Source organism: Burkholderia sp. Ac-20379 (assembly GCF_017104645.1).
Classification (GTDB): Bacteria; Pseudomonadota; Gammaproteobacteria; order Burkholderiales; family Burkholderiaceae; genus Burkholderia.
The window spans coordinates 1-14308 of the sequence record NZ_JAAGPF010000193.1; the positions used below are offsets into that span (position 1 = coordinate 1).

Genomic DNA, 14308 nt, shown 5'->3' on the forward strand with positions numbered 1-14308 from the left:
CGCGGCCTCCGAGCCGGCCGGCGCGGCCGCGGCGCGCCCCCACGTATCGAGCGGACGGCATGCACCGTCCGCCGCCCCGTTCCCGGCCGCGCCCGCCGCCGGGGATACCGACGCCCTCGCACCCGTCAGGAGACTTGCTTGATGTTTCGCCCACGCCTCACGCGCACGCTGCCGAACGCGCTGCGCCGCGCCGTTGTCACGCTGTCGGCCCTCGCCGCGCTCGGCTCGCTGGCTGCGATCGCACCGGCCGCCGCGCGCGCCGACGACACCGCGATCTGCTACAACTGCCCGCCCGAATGGGCCGACTGGGCCGCGCAGATCGCGGCGATCCGGCAGAAGACGGGCATCCGCGTGCCGGCCGACAACAAGAACTCGGGCCAGGCGCTCGCGCAACTGATCGCGGAGCAGAAAAGCCCGGTGGCGGACGTGGTCTACCTGGGCGTGTCGGCGGCGATCCAGGCGAAGGCGCGCGGGCTGACCGAGCCGTACAAGCCGCCGCACTGGGATCAGATCCCGGCCGACATGAAGGATCCGCAGGGCTACTGGTTCGCGATCCATTCGGGCACGCTCGGCTTCTTCGTCAACCAGGACGCGCTCGACGGCAAGCCGGTGCCGCGCTCGTGGGCCGACCTGCTCAAGCCCGAATACAAAGGCATGATCGGCTACCTCGATCCGTCCAGCGCGTTCGTCGGCTACGTGGGCGCGGTGGCGGTCAACCAGGCGCTCGGCGGCTCGTTCGACAACTTCGCGCCCGCGCTCGACTGGTTCCGCAAGCTCAAGGCGAACCAGCCGATCGTGCCGAAGCAGACGGCCTACGCGCGCGTGCTGTCGGGCGAGATCCCGATCCTGATCGACTACGACTTCGACGCCTATCGCGCCGAATACAAGGATCGCGCCAACGTGGCGTTCGTGATCCCGGCCGAAGGCACGATCTCGGTGCCCTACGTGATGAGCCTCGTGAAGCACGCGCCGCACGCGGCGAACGGCCGCAAAGTGCTCGATTTCGTGCTGTCCGACGACGGCCAGAAGCAATGGGCCGACGCCTATGTGCGCCCGGTGCGGCCGCAGACGATCAGCCCGGCGGCCGCCGCGAAGTTCCTGCCGGCGAGCGATTACGCGCGTGCGAAGAAGGTCGACCTGAACAAGCTCGCGACAGGCCAGCAGGCGTTCGGCCAGCAGTATCTGCAGGCGCTGCGGTAAGCGGACGGAGCGAGGCGACGCGATGCGCGATCTCACGTTTCCCGCCGGCTGGCGCATCGCGCTGGTCGCACCGGCGCTCGCGGTGTTCGCGGCGTTCTGGCTGCTGCCGATGGCGGTGCTCGCGCGCGTGTCGGCCGGCGACAACGTCGTGGCCACCTATCTCGCGCTGCTCGGCAATGCGCGCTACATGACGAGCCTGGCCTCGACGGTCGCGCTGTCGGCCGCGGTCACGGCGCTGACGCTCGCGCTGGCCACCGCGTCGGGGCTGCTGCTCGCGCGCCGCCGCTTCGCCGGCAAGCGCCTGCTGGTCGCGCTGCTGACGTTTCCGCTCGCGTTTCCGGGCGTGGTGGTGGGCTTCATGGTGATCATGCTGGCCGGGCGGCAAGGGCTGATCGGCCTGCTGTCGGCCAAGCTGACCGGCGACCGCTGGGTGTTCGCCTATTCGGTGGCGGGGCTGTTCACGGGTTATCTGTATTTCTCGATTCCGCGCGTGATCGTCACGGTGATGGCGGCGGCCTCGAAGCTCGATCCGTCGCTGGAAGAAGCGGCGCGCTCGCTCGGCGCGTCGCCGTGGCGCGTGTTCGCCGACATCGTGCTGCCGGCGCTCGCGCCGGGCCTGATCGCCTCGGGCGCGATCTGCTTCGCCACCTCGATGGGCGCGTTCGGCACGGCGTTCACGCTCGCCACCGAGCTCGACGTGCTGCCGATGACGATCTACACCGAATTCACGCTGAACGCGAACGTGGCGACGGCGGCGGGCCTGTCGATCGTGCTCGGCCTCGTCACCTGGGCGGTGCTGGCCGTGGCGCGCAGCCTGACCGGCCAGACGGCGGCGGCGGCATGAGCGCGCCGAGTCCGCACCGCCAGTCCCGCCGCCTGAGCCTGCCGTCGGGCCGCGCCGTCGCGCTCGGCGCGCAATGGGCCGTCACGCTCGCGCTGTGCGCGTTCCTGCTCGTGCCGGTGGCGATGTCGGTGCTGGCCGGGCTGACCGTCAACTACCTGCGCGGCCCGTCGAGCGGGCTCACGCTGCGCTGGCTCGCCCAGGTGTGGACGGAGTATCACGACTCGGTGTTCCTCTCGCTCGAGGTGGCGGCGGCCACGCTGGCGGTCACGCTCGTCACCGGCGTGCCGGCCGCCTACGCGCTCGCGCGCAGCCGCCATCGCGCGGCGCGGCTGGCCGAGGAAGCGCTGGTGCTGCCGGTGGCGCTGCCGGGGCTGGCGTCGGCGCTGGGGCTGTTGAGCGTGTACGGCGGCTTCGCGGCGTTCCGCACCAGCCTGTGGTTCATCGTCGCCGGGCATACGGTGTTCACGCTGCCGTTCATGGTGCGCGCCGTGGCGGCAGTGGCCGCGCGCGCCGACCTGCGTACGCTGGAAGAAGGCGCGGCCAGCCTCGGCGCGTCGTTCCCGACGCGCTTCGTCACCATCGTGCTGCCGAACCTGCGCCCCGGCATCGTGGCCGGCGCGCTGGCCGTGCTGACGCTGTCGATCGGCGAATTCAACCTGACCTGGATGCTGCACACGCCCGACACCAAGACGCTGCCGGTGGGGCTGGCCGACACCTACGCGTCGCTGCGCATCGAGATCGGCAGCGCCTACACGATCCTGTTCCTGCTGATGACGCTGCCGCTGCTGGTGGCGATGCAGTGGCTCGGCATCGATGCGACCGGCACGCGCGTGGGCGAGGCGTCGCCCGATTCGGCCAAGCCGCCCGCTTCGCCCGCGCCCGCCGCGCGCGAACCGTCCGCCTGAGCGCCATCCCATGTTCCCCCGCCCCACCCGCCGATGAAGCTCGATTCGATCCCCGTCACGCTCGCGCGCTGCGCCAAGACCTTTCGCGCCACGCGCGTGCTCGAACCGCTCGATCTCGCGATCGGCGCGGGCGAGACGCTGGTGCTGCTCGGCCCGTCCGGCTGCGGCAAGACCACCACGCTGCGCCTGATCGCCGGCCTCGACACGCCCGATGCGGGCGGCACGATCGCGTTCGGCGGCGAGGACGTGACGGCGCTGCCGATCGAGCGCCGCCAGGTGGGCATGGTGTTTCAGAACTACGCGCTGTTCCCGAACCTGACGGTGCGCGGCAACGTCGGCTACGGCCTGAAGATCCGGCGCACCGATGCGGTTACGCTGCGCACGCGCGTCGACGAATTGCTCGCGATGATGCAGTTGAGCGCGCACGCGGAGAAGCCGGTGACCGAGCTGTCGGGCGGCCAGCGCCAGCGCGTCGCATTGGCCCGCGCGCTGGCGGTGCGCCCGCGCGTGCTGCTGCTCGACGAGCCGCTGACGGCGCTCGACGCGAAGCTGCGCGACACGCTGCGCCGCGACATGAACGCGCTGCTGCGCGAGCTCGGCGTGACGACCGTCTACGTCACGCACGATCAGGCCGAGGCGATGGAACTCGGCGACCGCATCGTGGTGATGAGCGCGGGCCGCATCGAGCAGATCGGCACGCCGCGCGAGATCTATTACCAGCCGGCCAACCGCACGGTCGCGCAGTTCATCGGCACGCTGAACCGGCTGGCGGGCGTCTGGCGCGACGGCGCGCTGCACACGGCCGGCGGCGCGGTGCCGAGCGCTCGCCCGGCAGACGAACTGTTTTTCCGCCCCGAGGACGCGCGGCTCGCCGATCCGGGCGATCCCGCCACGCAGTTGCGCGGCGCGGTGGCCGCGTGCGCGTTCCTCGGCGAACGCACGCGGCTGACCATCGAACACGCGGCGCCCGACGCGCTCGCGATCGACGTGCCCGGCCGCATCGCGCTCGCGCGCGGCACGGCCGTCGGCCTGACGATCGACGCCGCCGGCTTGATCGTTCTCCCCTAAATCACCTCGCAACACGGACCCACCATGCTGCTCGCCCAGATCAGCGATCTGCACATCAAGCGCCCGGGCGCGCTCGCCTACCGCCGCGTCGACACCGCGGCCAGCCTCGCGCGCACCGTCGCGCGCCTCAATGCGCTTGCGCCGCGCCCCGACGCCGTGCTCATCACCGGCGACCTGACCGATTTCGGTCACGACGAGGAATACCAGCACCTGAAGCGGCTGCTCGCGCCGCTCGAAATTCCGTACTACCTGCTGATCGGCAATCACGACGAACGCGGCGCGCTGCGGCGCGTGTTCGACGAGCGCGCCGAACTGCAGGGCGGCGAATTCGTGCAGTACGCGCTCGATCTCGGGCCGCTGCGCGTGATCGCGCTCGATTCGCAGATTCCCGGCGTGAGCGGCGGCACGCTGTGCCCGGCGCGGCTCGGCTGGCTCGCCGACGAACTCGACGCGGCCGCGCGCCGCCCGGTGATCGTCGCGCTGCATCATCCGCCGTTCGCCTCGGGCATCGATCACATGGATCGCCAGCGGCTCGACCCCGACGCCTCGCACCGGCTCGACGCGCTGCTGCGCCGTCACGCCAACGTCGAGCGCGTGCTGTGCGGGCACGTGCATCGCACCGTGTTCGCGCGCTTCGGCGGCACCGTCGCGTCGGCCGTGCCCGCGCCCGCGCATCAGGTGGCGTTCGATTTGCGGCGCGACGCGGCGTCGGCGTTCGCGATCGAGCCGCCCGCCTTCGCCGTGCATCGCTACGATCCGGCCGAAGGGCTGACCACGCATCACGTCTATGTCGAGGACAGCGACGGGCCGCACCCGTTCCACGACGCGGCCGGGGCGTTGATCGACTGACACTCGGGGGCGTGTTTCGGGGTGGCGGCGGTTATCGCCTGCGCATCACCTTCACCTGAAGGACGGCGACGGGCCGCACCCGCTCCACGACGCGGCCGGGCTGTCGATCGACCGACGCGCGGGGGCGTGTTTCGGGGGGGGGAGGCGGCGGTCATTGCCTGCGCATCGCATTCACCTGAAGGACGGCGACGAGCCGCCCCTGTTCCACGATGCGGCTGGGCTGTCGATCGACCGACTTGCCGGGCGCGTTCCGGAGCCGTACTGCGCCCGCCCGCGCAGCCGGATCGCCGCGCCGGCAGAGTTCATGCCGCTCCGGTATGATCGGCAGCCTTCGCCGGCCGGCCCGGCGCGCGCGCCTCGAGCGACGCGCACACGGCCCGTCATGCCCCGGCGCCGTCACGCTCCGATCCGCTCTCGCCATGTCCAGCTCGCCCCGCTCAGCCGCTTCACAGTCCGACGCGCACCACCCGCATCGCCACTATTCGCGCGGCCTGCTGCTCCTGCTCGCGACCATCGCAGGCGTGTCGGTCGCCAACATCTACTACAACCAGCCGCTGCTCGGCGCGCTGCGCAACGCGTTCCCCGCCGACGCCAACTGGATCGGCGTGGTGCCGACCGCCACCCAGCTCGGCTACGCGGCCGGCATGCTGCTGCTCGCGCCGCTCGGCGACCGCTTCGACCGTCGCAAGCTGATCCTGCTGCAGATCGCGGGCCTGTCGGTCGCGCTGCTGGTGGCCGCCGCCGCGCCGGCGCTGCCGGTGCTGGCCGCGGCCAGCCTCGCGATCGGCGTGCTCGGCACCATCGCGCAGCAGGCCGTGCCGTTCGCGGCCGAGATCGCGCCGCCGGCCGAACGCGGCGCGGCGGTCGGCACGGTGATGAGCGGGCTGCTGATGGGGATCCTGCTGGCGCGCACGGCGGCCGGCTTCGTCGGCGAATACTTCGGCTGGCGCGCGGTGTTCGTGGCCTCGGTGGCGGCGCTGCTGGCGGTGGCCGTGGCGGTGGTGCTGCGCCTGCCGCGCAGCACGCCCACCTCGACGCTGCGCTATCCGCAGTTGCTGGCTTCGCTCTGGCACCTGGCCGTGGAACTGCGCGGGCTGCGCTACGCGGCGGCCACCGGCGCGGCGATGTTCGGCGCGTTCAGCGCGTTCTGGCCCGCGCTGACATTGCTGCTGGCCGGCGCGCCGTTCCACTACGGGCCGCAGATCGCGGGCCTGTTCGGCATCGTCGGCGCGGCGGGGGCGCTGGCCGCGCCCTACGCGGGCAAATCGGCCGACAAGCGCGGGCCGCGCGCGGTCATCACGCTGTCGATCTGGCTGGTGGCGGTGTCGTTCGGCATCTTCGCGGTGTCGGTGAGCAGCCTGATCGGCCTCGTGATCGGCGTGATCGTGCTCGACGTGGGCGTGCAGGCCGCGCAGATCTCGAACCAGTCGCGCATCTACGCACTGAAGCCCGAGGCGCGCAGCCGCGTCAACACGGTCTACATGGTCTGCTATTTCATCGGCGGGGCGCTCGGCTCGTCGGCCGGCGTGGAAGCGTGGCGCCTGGCCGGCTGGAGCGGCGTGTGCGCGGTCGGGCTGGCGTTCGCGCTGCTGGCCGGCGCGATTCATCATCGCGGGGCGCGGCATACGGATTGAAGCAGGATTGAAGCAGGATTGAAACGACGCGGGCGCGGGTGGCGCAACGGGCGTGCGCGGCTGTCTCTCAGGCGGGCTGCGTGACGGCTCGCTTTACCGCGGCGGATCAGCGATCAACGGCGAACTTGCGCCGCCGGGAATCGTCAGCGGCACGCCGCCGTTCAGTCCGGCAGCGCCCCTGCCCACCTGCGCCGGATCGCCGCCCCACGGCAAATCCACGCCACCAGGAATCGCCAGCGACGCGCCGCCGCCGTTCACTCAAGCAACGCCCCTGCCACCCGCGCAGGATCGCCGATCAACGGCGAACCCGCCCCGCTGCCCGTCAACCCAGCAGCCCCCGCCCGCCTCACCGCGCCGGCTTGCGCGCCGGATCGCAGACGAACGACAACCCCACGCTGCCGAGAATCGCCAGCGTCGCCACCACGGTGGCCGTCGTCACCGGCTCGCCGAGCAGCAGCGCGCCGAGCGCCACGGCGACGATCGGGTTCACGTACATGCAGCTGCTCGCCAGCACCGGGCTGGTGTTGCGGATCAGGTAGCCGTAGGCCACGTACGCGATCATCGTGCCGAAGATCATCAGGTACAGGAACGCGAACGTCGGCAGCACGGCGAAATGCACGCTGCGCTCGCCGAGGAAGAACGCCGCGATCGACGAGGCCAGCCCGCCCAGCCCGATCTGCAGCGCCGTGGAGAGAAACAGATCTGACGGCAGCTTGAGCCGGCTCGACAGATGCACGCCGCCCGCCCAGAACAGCCCGCCGCACAGCACCGAGATGCTGCCGAGCGTCGAGCCGGGCGTGGACGGCCCGCCCGAATTGAGGATCACGATCCCCACCATCCCGAGCCCCACGGCCACCCACTCGCCGCGCGCGATCGCGCGCCCGGCGATCGCGGCGATCACGGTGGCGAACAACGGCACGGTAGCCACCATCACGGCCGCCGAGCCGCTGCTGACGGTGCGCATGCCGAGCGCGATCAGCCCCGACGAGGCGGCCACCAGCATGGTGCCGACGATCGCCGCGTTGCGGATCTCGAGCAGCGACGGCATGGCCGGCTTGCGGCGCATCGCGAACACGAACAGCCCGATCCCGGCGATGCCGTTGCGCAGCCCCGACAGCAGCAGCGGCGGAAACGCCTCGAGCGCGATATGGAGCGCCAGATAGGTCGAGCCCCAGACGAAATAGATGAACGCGAGGGCCAGCGCGATGCGCCCGCCGCGGCTTTCGGGCAGGCGGATGCGGATACGCCCCGCGAGGGCGAGCAGTCGGTCGAACGGGGTCATGGCTCAGCTCGACGCGAACGGGGTGGCGGCCGGTGCGGACGGCGAGGCGGCGCACGGTCGAGGCGCGCCGGACACCGGCGGGGCCTCGGCGCACGGCGCCGCGAAGCGATCGGAATGGAGAAAACGGGCGTGCACGCGCGGCCGGCAATGAGCCGGAGCGGCAAGGAAAAACAGGCGGGACGGCATGTCGTCGAGAACGGAACCGAAGGAAGTCGAACTGGCCCGGCAGCGCGGGGGGCGCTGCGACCCGCAGCGCGTCGAAAGCATTATGCATGAACGCCACGAACGAAATTCGGGGTCAATCAGGAAATGCGCGGCGCTGACGTTTCGGCGCGACACCGCCGCCCGGCAGTTGTCGCCAGACGACCGGAATCAGCCATCAAACGACAACGCCGGGCCGCCCGCCCCGCTCTTTCGCCGCCGGCAATCGGTATCCCGACCGGTTGAAACCTCGGCCGTCCGGGTGTATCGTTCGGCCTTGCTAACGCGGGGGTCCTGCGTGGCGCGGTCCGGAGTTCGGGATGCGGCGCTTCGCGGGTGAGAAATACCCTTTGAACCTGATCTGGATAATGCCAGCGCAGGGAAGCGTACGGGCTTGCGCCATCCGTCGTCCTTCCGGCCAGCCTGCCGCCTATTTCGTCTCCTGCTTAGCGCCCCACATCAGGAGATGAACGCATGAATGCCAATCCGAAGTTCCTGTCCGCCGACGCCCGCGTCGACGCCGCCGCCGTCGCTCCGCTGCCCAATTCGCGCAAGGTCTACGTGACCGGCACGCAGCCGGACATCCGCGTGCCGATGCGCGAGATCACGCAGGCCGACACGCCGACCGGCTTCGGCGGCGAGAAGAATCCGCCGATCTACGTGTACGACACGTCCGGCCCGTACACGGATCCGGACGCGACCATCGACATCCGCTCGGGCCTGCCGGCGCTGCGCCAGGGCTGGATCGAGGCGCGCGGCGACACCGAAACGCTCGACGGCCTGTCGAGCGAATACGGCCTCGAGCGCGCGGCCGATCCGGCCACCGCCGAGCTGCGCTTCCCGGGCCTGCACCGCAACCCGCGCCGCGCCGCGGCCGGCAAGAACGTCACGCAGATGCACTACGCGCGCCAGGGCATCGTCACGCCGGAAATGGAATACATCGCGATCCGCGAGAACCAGCGCCGCGCCGAATATCTCGAAAGCCTGAAGACGAGCGGCCCGAACGGCGCCAAGCTGGCCGCCATGATGGGCCGCCAGCACCGCGGCCAGGCGTTCGGCGCCGCCGCGTTCGGCGAGCAGGCGCTGCAGGAGATCACGCCCGAGTTCGTGCGCGAGGAAGTGGCGCGCGGCCGCGCGATCATCCCCGCCAACATCAACCACCCGGAATCGGAGCCGATGATCATCGGCCGCAACTTCCTCGTGAAGATCAACGCGAACATCGGCAATTCAGCCGTGACCTCGTCGATCGGCGAGGAAGTCGACAAGATGACGTGGGCGATCCGCTGGGGCGGCGACACGGTGATGGATCTGTCCACCGGCAAGCACATCCACGAAACGCGCGAGTGGATCATCCGCAACAGCCCGGTGCCGATCGGCACGGTGCCGATCTACCAGGCGCTGGAGAAGGTCAACGGCAAGGCCGAGGATCTGACCTGGGAAATCTTCCGCGACACGCTGATCGAGCAGGCCGAGCAAGGCGTGGACTACTTCACGATCCACGCCGGCGTGCGCCTGCAATACGTGCCGCTGACGGCCAACCGCATGACCGGCATCGTGTCGCGCGGCGGCTCGATCATGGCGAAGTGGTGTCTCGCGCATCACAAGGAGAGCTTCCTGTACGAGCACTTCGAGGACATCTGCGAAATCATGAAGGCCTACGACGTGAGCTTCTCGCTCGGCGACGGCCTGCGCCCCGGCTCGATCTACGATGCGAACGACGAAGCGCAGCTCGGCGAGCTGAAGACGCTCGGCGAACTGACGCAGATCGCCTGGAAGCACGACGTGCAGGTGATGATCGAAGGCCCCGGCCACGTGCCGATGCAGCTGATCAAGGAAAACATGGACCTGCAGCTCGAGTGGTGCGACGAAGCGCCGTTCTACACGCTCGGGCCGCTGACGACCGACATCGCACCGGGCTACGACCACATCACGTCGGGCATCGGCGCGGCGATGATCGGCTGGTTCGGCACGGCGATGCTCTGCTACGTCACGCCGAAGGAGCACCTGGGGCTGCCGAACAAGGCCGACGTGAAGGAAGGGATCATCACCTACAAGCTCGCGGCGCACGCGGCCGATCTGGCCAAGGGCCACCCGGGCGCGCAGGTGCGCGACAACGCGCTGTCGAAGGCGCGCTTCGAGTTCCGCTGGGAAGATCAGTTCAACATCGGCCTCGACCCGGACAAGGCGCGCGAATTCCACGACGAAACGCTGCCGAAGGATTCTGCCAAGGTCGCGCACTTCTGCTCGATGTGCGGCCCGCACTTCTGCTCGATGAAGATCACGCAGGACGTGCGCGACTTCGCGGCCAAGCAGGGCGTGACGGAGATCGAGGCGCTCAAGAAGGGCATGGAGGTCAAGGCCGTCGAGTTCGTGAAGACCGGCGCCGAGATCTATCACCGCCAGTAAGACGGCGCGCAGCGGGCACGCGGCGGCGCAACATTTCGCAAGCGGCGTGCCCGCGAAGATACATTTGATTACGCCGGAAAAGCGGCTTAACAAGTCCTTACAGCAGGGCCGGGCGCGCTCGCCTACATTGGTAACGTCGGGCGCGGATGCCGCCGCAGGGTTGCAGCGGCACGGTGCGTGCCTGCCTTTTCCCACCCTGTGAGGACACTGTCATGAACGCGATTCGACAAGCCGGCATCGGCGCCATCCTGATCGCCACCCTCGCGAGCCTGTCGGCCTGCGATTCGATGACCACGCGTCAGCGCGACACCGCGATCGGTGCCGGCGTGGGCGGCGTGGCAGGCGCGGCGATCGGCGGCAGCGCGCTGTCGACGCTGGGCGGCGCGGCCGCCGGCGGCATCATCGGCAATCAGGTCGGCAAGTAACCGTCATGCCGGGCGCGGCCTGAAACGGCCGGTGCGATGCGAACGCTGAAATCTGCCGTTACCGTTTCACACAACGTTTCATCTTCGACACGCCTAAGCTCCGGGTATCTTTCCTCGACCCGGACGCCTCCGTCCGGAGGTTCGCCATGAATACCCGCATCCTTGTCGCCGCCGGCCTCGCCACCGTTTCGCTCGCCGGCTGTTATTACCCGTACGGCTACTATCCGGGCGGCTATTACGCCGCCGCGCCGGTGCAGACCGAAGCGGCGCCGATCGCCGCGCCCGCCTCGACCTACCCGGCGCCGGCGCCCGCCTATGTGGCGCCGGCCTATCCGGCCTATTACCCTGCCTACCCCGCACCGGCTTACTACCCGGCCTATTCGGGCTTCTGGGCGCCGTCGATCTCGCTCGGCTTCGGTTTCGGGCGCGGTTGGGGCGGTGGCTGGGGTGGCCGCGGCTGGGGCGGCGGCTGGCACGGGCGGCGTTGATCGCCGCGGCGGACGGGGGCGGTAGGTCGCCGTAGTAGCCGCCGCAGCCATGGTTGGGCGGCGATAGTTGAACGACGATGCCTGCGCGGGCGATCGATGCGCATGCAAGGATGCCGGGCTGGCCGTGGCCAGCCGGTCGTGCGGTGTTCTGCTTTTTCCGCTTCTTGCCGTTTCATCCCGGCGTGTAACATCGGGCGCGCGGGCGGGGCTACGATGCCCCGCATTCCTCGCTCACTGCCCACCACGCCATGTCCACCCGCCAACTCTCGCTGTTGCTGCTGCTCGCCTCGCTCTGGGGCGCGTCGTTCCTGTTCATTCGCGTCGGCGTCGCCGAATTCGGCGTGGCGCCGCTGATGCTGCTGCGCGTCGGCTTCGGCGCGCTGTTCCTGCTTGGGCTGGCGCTCGTGCGGCTCGGCCCCGGCGCCGTCTGGCGCACGCTGCGCCGCCACGCGTGGCCGCTGCTGGTGTGCGGCCTGCTCAATTCGGCCGCGCCGTTCTGCCTGTTCGCATTCGCCGAACTGACGCTGCAGGCCGGCACCACCTCGGTCATCAACGCGACGGCGCCGCTGTGGGCCGCGCTGGTCGCGTATCTGTGGCTCGGCGAACGGCTGTCGGCGCCGCGCACGCTCGGGCTCGTGATCGGGTTCGCCGGGGTGCTGCTGCTGGTCGGCGATCAGATGTTCGCCCCGGCCGGCGCGACGGGCGGCGCGAGCGCGTCCGCCACGCTGCTGGCCGCGGCGGCCGCGCTCGGCGCGACGCTGCTGTACGGCATCGCGGCCAACTACACCAAGCGCAAGCTGTCCGGCGTCGATCCGCTGCTGAACGCCACCGGCACCATGACCGGCGCGACGCTCCTGCTGACGCCGTTCGCGCTCGCCTCGTGGCCGGCCGCGCCCGCCTCCGCGCAGGCCTGGGGCGCGGTGGTGGCGCTCGGCATCCTGTGCACCGGCGTCGCCTATCTGATCTTCTTCTATTTGATCGCCAAGGTCGGCCCGTCGCGCGCGATCACGGTGACGTTCGTGATCCCGATCTTCGGCATCCTGTGGGGCGCGCTGTTTCTCGACGAGGTGGTCGCGCCGATGATGCTGGCCGGCTGCGCGGTGGTGCTGCTCGGCACCGCGCTGGCCACGGGCGCGATCAAGCGGATTCCGGGATTCGGGGCGGCGCGCGATCGGTTGGGGTGATCGTTGCCGGTTGAGGCGGGCGGCGGCTCGGTCGGCTCGGTCGGCTCGGTCGGCTCGACGCGCCGCCGCAATCGTCGGCGTCAGGCAGGGAAAACCGTCATGTCGCGCCGCACCTGTCGGCGGCGCACCACGCTCGCGCTCGGCCGGCCGACCGATGACGCGGCGGCCATCCGGCACATTCCGCGCCGATTCGGCACCACTCCAATCGTTTGCGTACGACGAATCCGCCGATTTCCAAAGGATCCTCAATTCCGGCCGTGCGGCACCGTACCGAAGGCCGTGCGAATCCGGTCACAATTCGGGACGTACGGCATTTTCCGCGGTCATTCATTCGGTGTAGAGTACGTGGGCGCGAGCCGCCGCAGACCGGGGACACCCACCATTCGAGCACGCCGCGCTCCAATTCCGACGTTTCATACGACACCGTGCGGTGCGCCGGCGATCCCCCGGATCGCGCCGCGTCCGCCTTACCGAAGCCACGCGCAATGCCACCGTCCGCCGAACTGACGCTCGAACATCTCGTCAGCCTGCTCGTTCCAGACGGCGCCGGCGGCTGGTGCGCGAGCTATCGCGGCATGCGCCTGAGCAGCGTGTTCCAGCCGATCCTGTCGATCACGCACCGCCGCATCGTCGGTCACGAAGCGCTGGTGCGCGCTCACGCCTCCCCCGACGAATCACTCGAACCCGAAGCGCTGTTCGCGCTTGCGCACACGCGCAACGACGCCCCCCTGCTCGACCGCATGACGCGCTGCCTGCACGCCGCGAATTTCGCCGCGCAGGATACCGGCCTGGGCTGGCTGTTCCTCAACGTGATGCCGCAGATGCTCGATTCGGGCAGCGCGCAACGCGAATCGATCGACGCGCTATGCGCGCACTTCGCGCTGCCGCCCACCCGCGTGGTGCTCGAAGTGACCGAACAGCCGGTGCGCGACGAGGCCGCGCTCGCGCGCACCATCGACCGCATCCAGCACCGCGACTTCCTGATCGCCGTCGACGATTTCGGCACCGGCTTCTCGAATTTCGACCGGGTCTGGCAGGCGCGTCCCGACATCGTCAAGCTCGACCGCTCGCTCGTCGAGCGCGCGCAGCAGCCCGGCGACGCGCGCCGCAACATCCGCCATCTCGTCACGATGCTGCATCAGGCCGGCGCGCTGGTGCTGGCCGAGGGCATCGAAACCGAACAGGCGCTGCAGGTGATGATGGATGCCGACGTCGATTTCGTGCAGGGCTTCCTGTTCGGCCTGCCCGACAGTTCGCTCGAACGGGCCAGCCAGGGCAGCACGCAGCGCATCGACGCCGCCTGGCAGCGTCACGCGCAACGGCGCGCCGAGCGCGCGCAGCGGGCGCTCGCGGCCGGCCCCGGCTTCGAGGAACTCGAAAACCGCCTGCTCGAGGCCGCGCAGGCATATCTCGGCAACGGCGACCTGTCGGCCGCGACCGAACCGCTGCTCGCCATGCACGCGATCCGGCATGTGTTCGTGACCGACGAGAACGGCGTGCAGCCCGCGCCGTCGATCACCCCGCCGGGCGCCGTCTCGCCCACCCAGGCCGCGCGCCTCGCGCCGCTGTTTCCCGAAATCGGCAGCAACTGGTCGCGGCTGCCCGTCTGGCAACGCGCCGTGGAAACGCCGGGCCGCGTGATCGTGGCCGGCCCGCATCACTCGCTGACGGCCGGCCGCGACGCCTGGACCGCCGCCGTGGCGGTGCCCGTGCCGCCGAACGGCCCGGTGCGCGTGGTGGTGTGCGCCGAGTTCGTGCCCGATCACGGCGGCCTGCACGAGACCGTCGCCGCGCTCAGTTCCGGCAAGCCTCACTGAGCCGG

The 14308-nt window shown here is 70.3% G+C and carries 12 protein-coding genes and 1 riboswitch; of the genes, 11 read left to right on the forward strand and 1 reads right to left on the reverse strand.

What is annotated here, in order from left to right; translation table 11 throughout:
• The first annotated feature begins 141 nt into the window (after nucleotides 1-141).
• From G3N92_RS21845 to G3N92_RS21870, 6 genes are all read left to right on the forward strand, one after another.
• Nucleotides 142-1200: an ABC transporter substrate-binding protein gene (locus G3N92_RS21845; RefSeq protein ID WP_206129665.1), complete on the forward strand. Its 1059-nt coding sequence runs from the start codon at nucleotides 142-144 to the stop codon at nucleotides 1198-1200.
• 22 nt (nucleotides 1201-1222) lie between these two features.
• Nucleotides 1223-2044: an ABC transporter permease gene (locus G3N92_RS21850; protein WP_206129666.1), complete on the forward strand. Its 822-nt coding sequence runs from the start codon at nucleotides 1223-1225 to the stop codon at nucleotides 2042-2044.
• On the forward strand, nucleotides 2041-2949 hold the full coding sequence (locus G3N92_RS21855) for an ABC transporter permease subunit (protein WP_241014947.1): 909 nt from the start codon (nucleotides 2041-2043) through the stop codon (nucleotides 2947-2949). The genes G3N92_RS21850 and G3N92_RS21855 overlap by 4 nt, the downstream gene beginning before the upstream one ends.
• 33 nt (nucleotides 2950-2982) lie before the next feature.
• On the forward strand, nucleotides 2983-4017 hold the full coding sequence (locus G3N92_RS21860; RefSeq protein WP_206129667.1) for an ABC transporter ATP-binding protein: 1035 nt from the start codon (nucleotides 2983-2985) through the stop codon (nucleotides 4015-4017).
• A gap of 24 nt (nucleotides 4018-4041) precedes the next feature.
• Nucleotides 4042-4866 carry a phosphodiesterase gene (locus G3N92_RS21865; protein ID WP_206129668.1) on the forward strand — a complete coding sequence of 275 codons (825 nt, stop codon included), beginning with the start codon at nucleotides 4042-4044 and terminating at the stop codon, nucleotides 4864-4866.
• 419 nt (nucleotides 4867-5285) lie between these two features.
• Nucleotides 5286-6500 carry an MFS transporter gene (locus G3N92_RS21870; protein WP_241014948.1) on the forward strand — a complete coding sequence of 405 codons (1215 nt, stop codon included), beginning with the start codon at nucleotides 5286-5288 and terminating at the stop codon, nucleotides 6498-6500.
• Nucleotides 6501-6846: 346 nt separating this feature from the next.
• Here the strand turns inward: G3N92_RS21870 and G3N92_RS21875 are convergent, their stop codons facing one another.
• On the reverse strand, nucleotides 6847-7782 hold the full coding sequence (locus G3N92_RS21875; protein WP_206129670.1) for an EamA family transporter: 936 nt from the start codon (nucleotides 7780-7782) through the stop codon (nucleotides 6847-6849).
• Nucleotides 7783-8260: 478 nt separating this feature from the next.
• Nucleotides 8261-8384, forward strand: a riboswitch (TPP riboswitch).
• A 73-nt stretch (nucleotides 8385-8457) separates the two neighbouring features.
• On the opposite strand from G3N92_RS21875, the gene thiC reads away from it, so the two are divergent.
• From thiC to G3N92_RS21900, 5 genes are all read left to right on the forward strand, one after another.
• The gene (gene thiC / locus G3N92_RS21880) at nucleotides 8458-10389 is read left to right on the forward strand and encodes a phosphomethylpyrimidine synthase ThiC (protein ID WP_206129671.1); all 1932 of its coding nucleotides are present in this window, start codon (nucleotides 8458-8460) and stop codon (nucleotides 10387-10389) included.
• Nucleotides 10390-10601: 212 nt separating this feature from the next.
• On the forward strand, nucleotides 10602-10814 hold the full coding sequence (locus tag G3N92_RS21885; protein WP_206129672.1) for a glycine zipper 2TM domain-containing protein: 213 nt from the start codon (nucleotides 10602-10604) through the stop codon (nucleotides 10812-10814).
• Between the two features lie 146 nt (nucleotides 10815-10960).
• On the forward strand, nucleotides 10961-11302 hold the full coding sequence (locus tag G3N92_RS21890) for a hypothetical protein (RefSeq protein WP_206129673.1): 342 nt from the start codon (nucleotides 10961-10963) through the stop codon (nucleotides 11300-11302).
• A gap of 248 nt (nucleotides 11303-11550) precedes the next feature.
• On the forward strand, nucleotides 11551-12486 hold the full coding sequence (locus G3N92_RS21895; RefSeq protein WP_206129674.1) for a DMT family transporter: 936 nt from the start codon (nucleotides 11551-11553) through the stop codon (nucleotides 12484-12486).
• 485 nt (nucleotides 12487-12971) lie between these two features.
• Complete coding sequence (locus tag G3N92_RS21900; protein WP_206129675.1) at nucleotides 12972-14303, forward strand: EAL domain-containing protein; 1332 nt, start codon at nucleotides 12972-12974, stop codon at nucleotides 14301-14303.
• The last annotated feature ends 5 nt before the right edge of the window (nucleotides 14304-14308 follow it).

What these genes read in the sequence shown, in the direction of transcription:
- G3N92_RS21845 (WP_206129665.1), top strand. Translation starts at nt 142, where the DNA reads ATGTTTCGCCCACGCCTCACGCGCACGCTGCCGAACGCGCTGCGCCGC.
- G3N92_RS21850 (WP_206129666.1), top strand. Translation starts at nt 1,223, where the DNA reads ATGCGCGATCTCACGTTTCCCGCCGGCTGGCGCATCGCGCTGGTCGCA.
- G3N92_RS21855 (WP_241014947.1), top strand. Translation starts at nt 2,041, where the DNA reads ATGAGCGCGCCGAGTCCGCACCGCCAGTCCCGCCGCCTGAGCCTGCCG.
- G3N92_RS21860 (WP_206129667.1), top strand. Translation starts at nt 2,983, where the DNA reads ATGAAGCTCGATTCGATCCCCGTCACGCTCGCGCGCTGCGCCAAGACC.
- G3N92_RS21865 (WP_206129668.1), top strand. Translation starts at nt 4,042, where the DNA reads ATGCTGCTCGCCCAGATCAGCGATCTGCACATCAAGCGCCCGGGCGCG.
- G3N92_RS21870 (WP_241014948.1), top strand. Translation starts at nt 5,286, where the DNA reads ATGTCCAGCTCGCCCCGCTCAGCCGCTTCACAGTCCGACGCGCACCAC.
- G3N92_RS21875 (WP_206129670.1), bottom strand. Translation starts at nt 7,782, where the DNA reads ATGACCCCGTTCGACCGACTGCTCGCCCTCGCGGGGCGTATCCGCATC.
- thiC (WP_206129671.1), top strand. Translation starts at nt 8,458, where the DNA reads ATGAATGCCAATCCGAAGTTCCTGTCCGCCGACGCCCGCGTCGACGCC.
- G3N92_RS21885 (WP_206129672.1), top strand. Translation starts at nt 10,602, where the DNA reads ATGAACGCGATTCGACAAGCCGGCATCGGCGCCATCCTGATCGCCACC.
- G3N92_RS21890 (WP_206129673.1), top strand. Translation starts at nt 10,961, where the DNA reads ATGAATACCCGCATCCTTGTCGCCGCCGGCCTCGCCACCGTTTCGCTC.
- G3N92_RS21895 (WP_206129674.1), top strand. Translation starts at nt 11,551, where the DNA reads ATGTCCACCCGCCAACTCTCGCTGTTGCTGCTGCTCGCCTCGCTCTGG.
- G3N92_RS21900 (WP_206129675.1), top strand. Translation starts at nt 12,972, where the DNA reads ATGCCACCGTCCGCCGAACTGACGCTCGAACATCTCGTCAGCCTGCTC.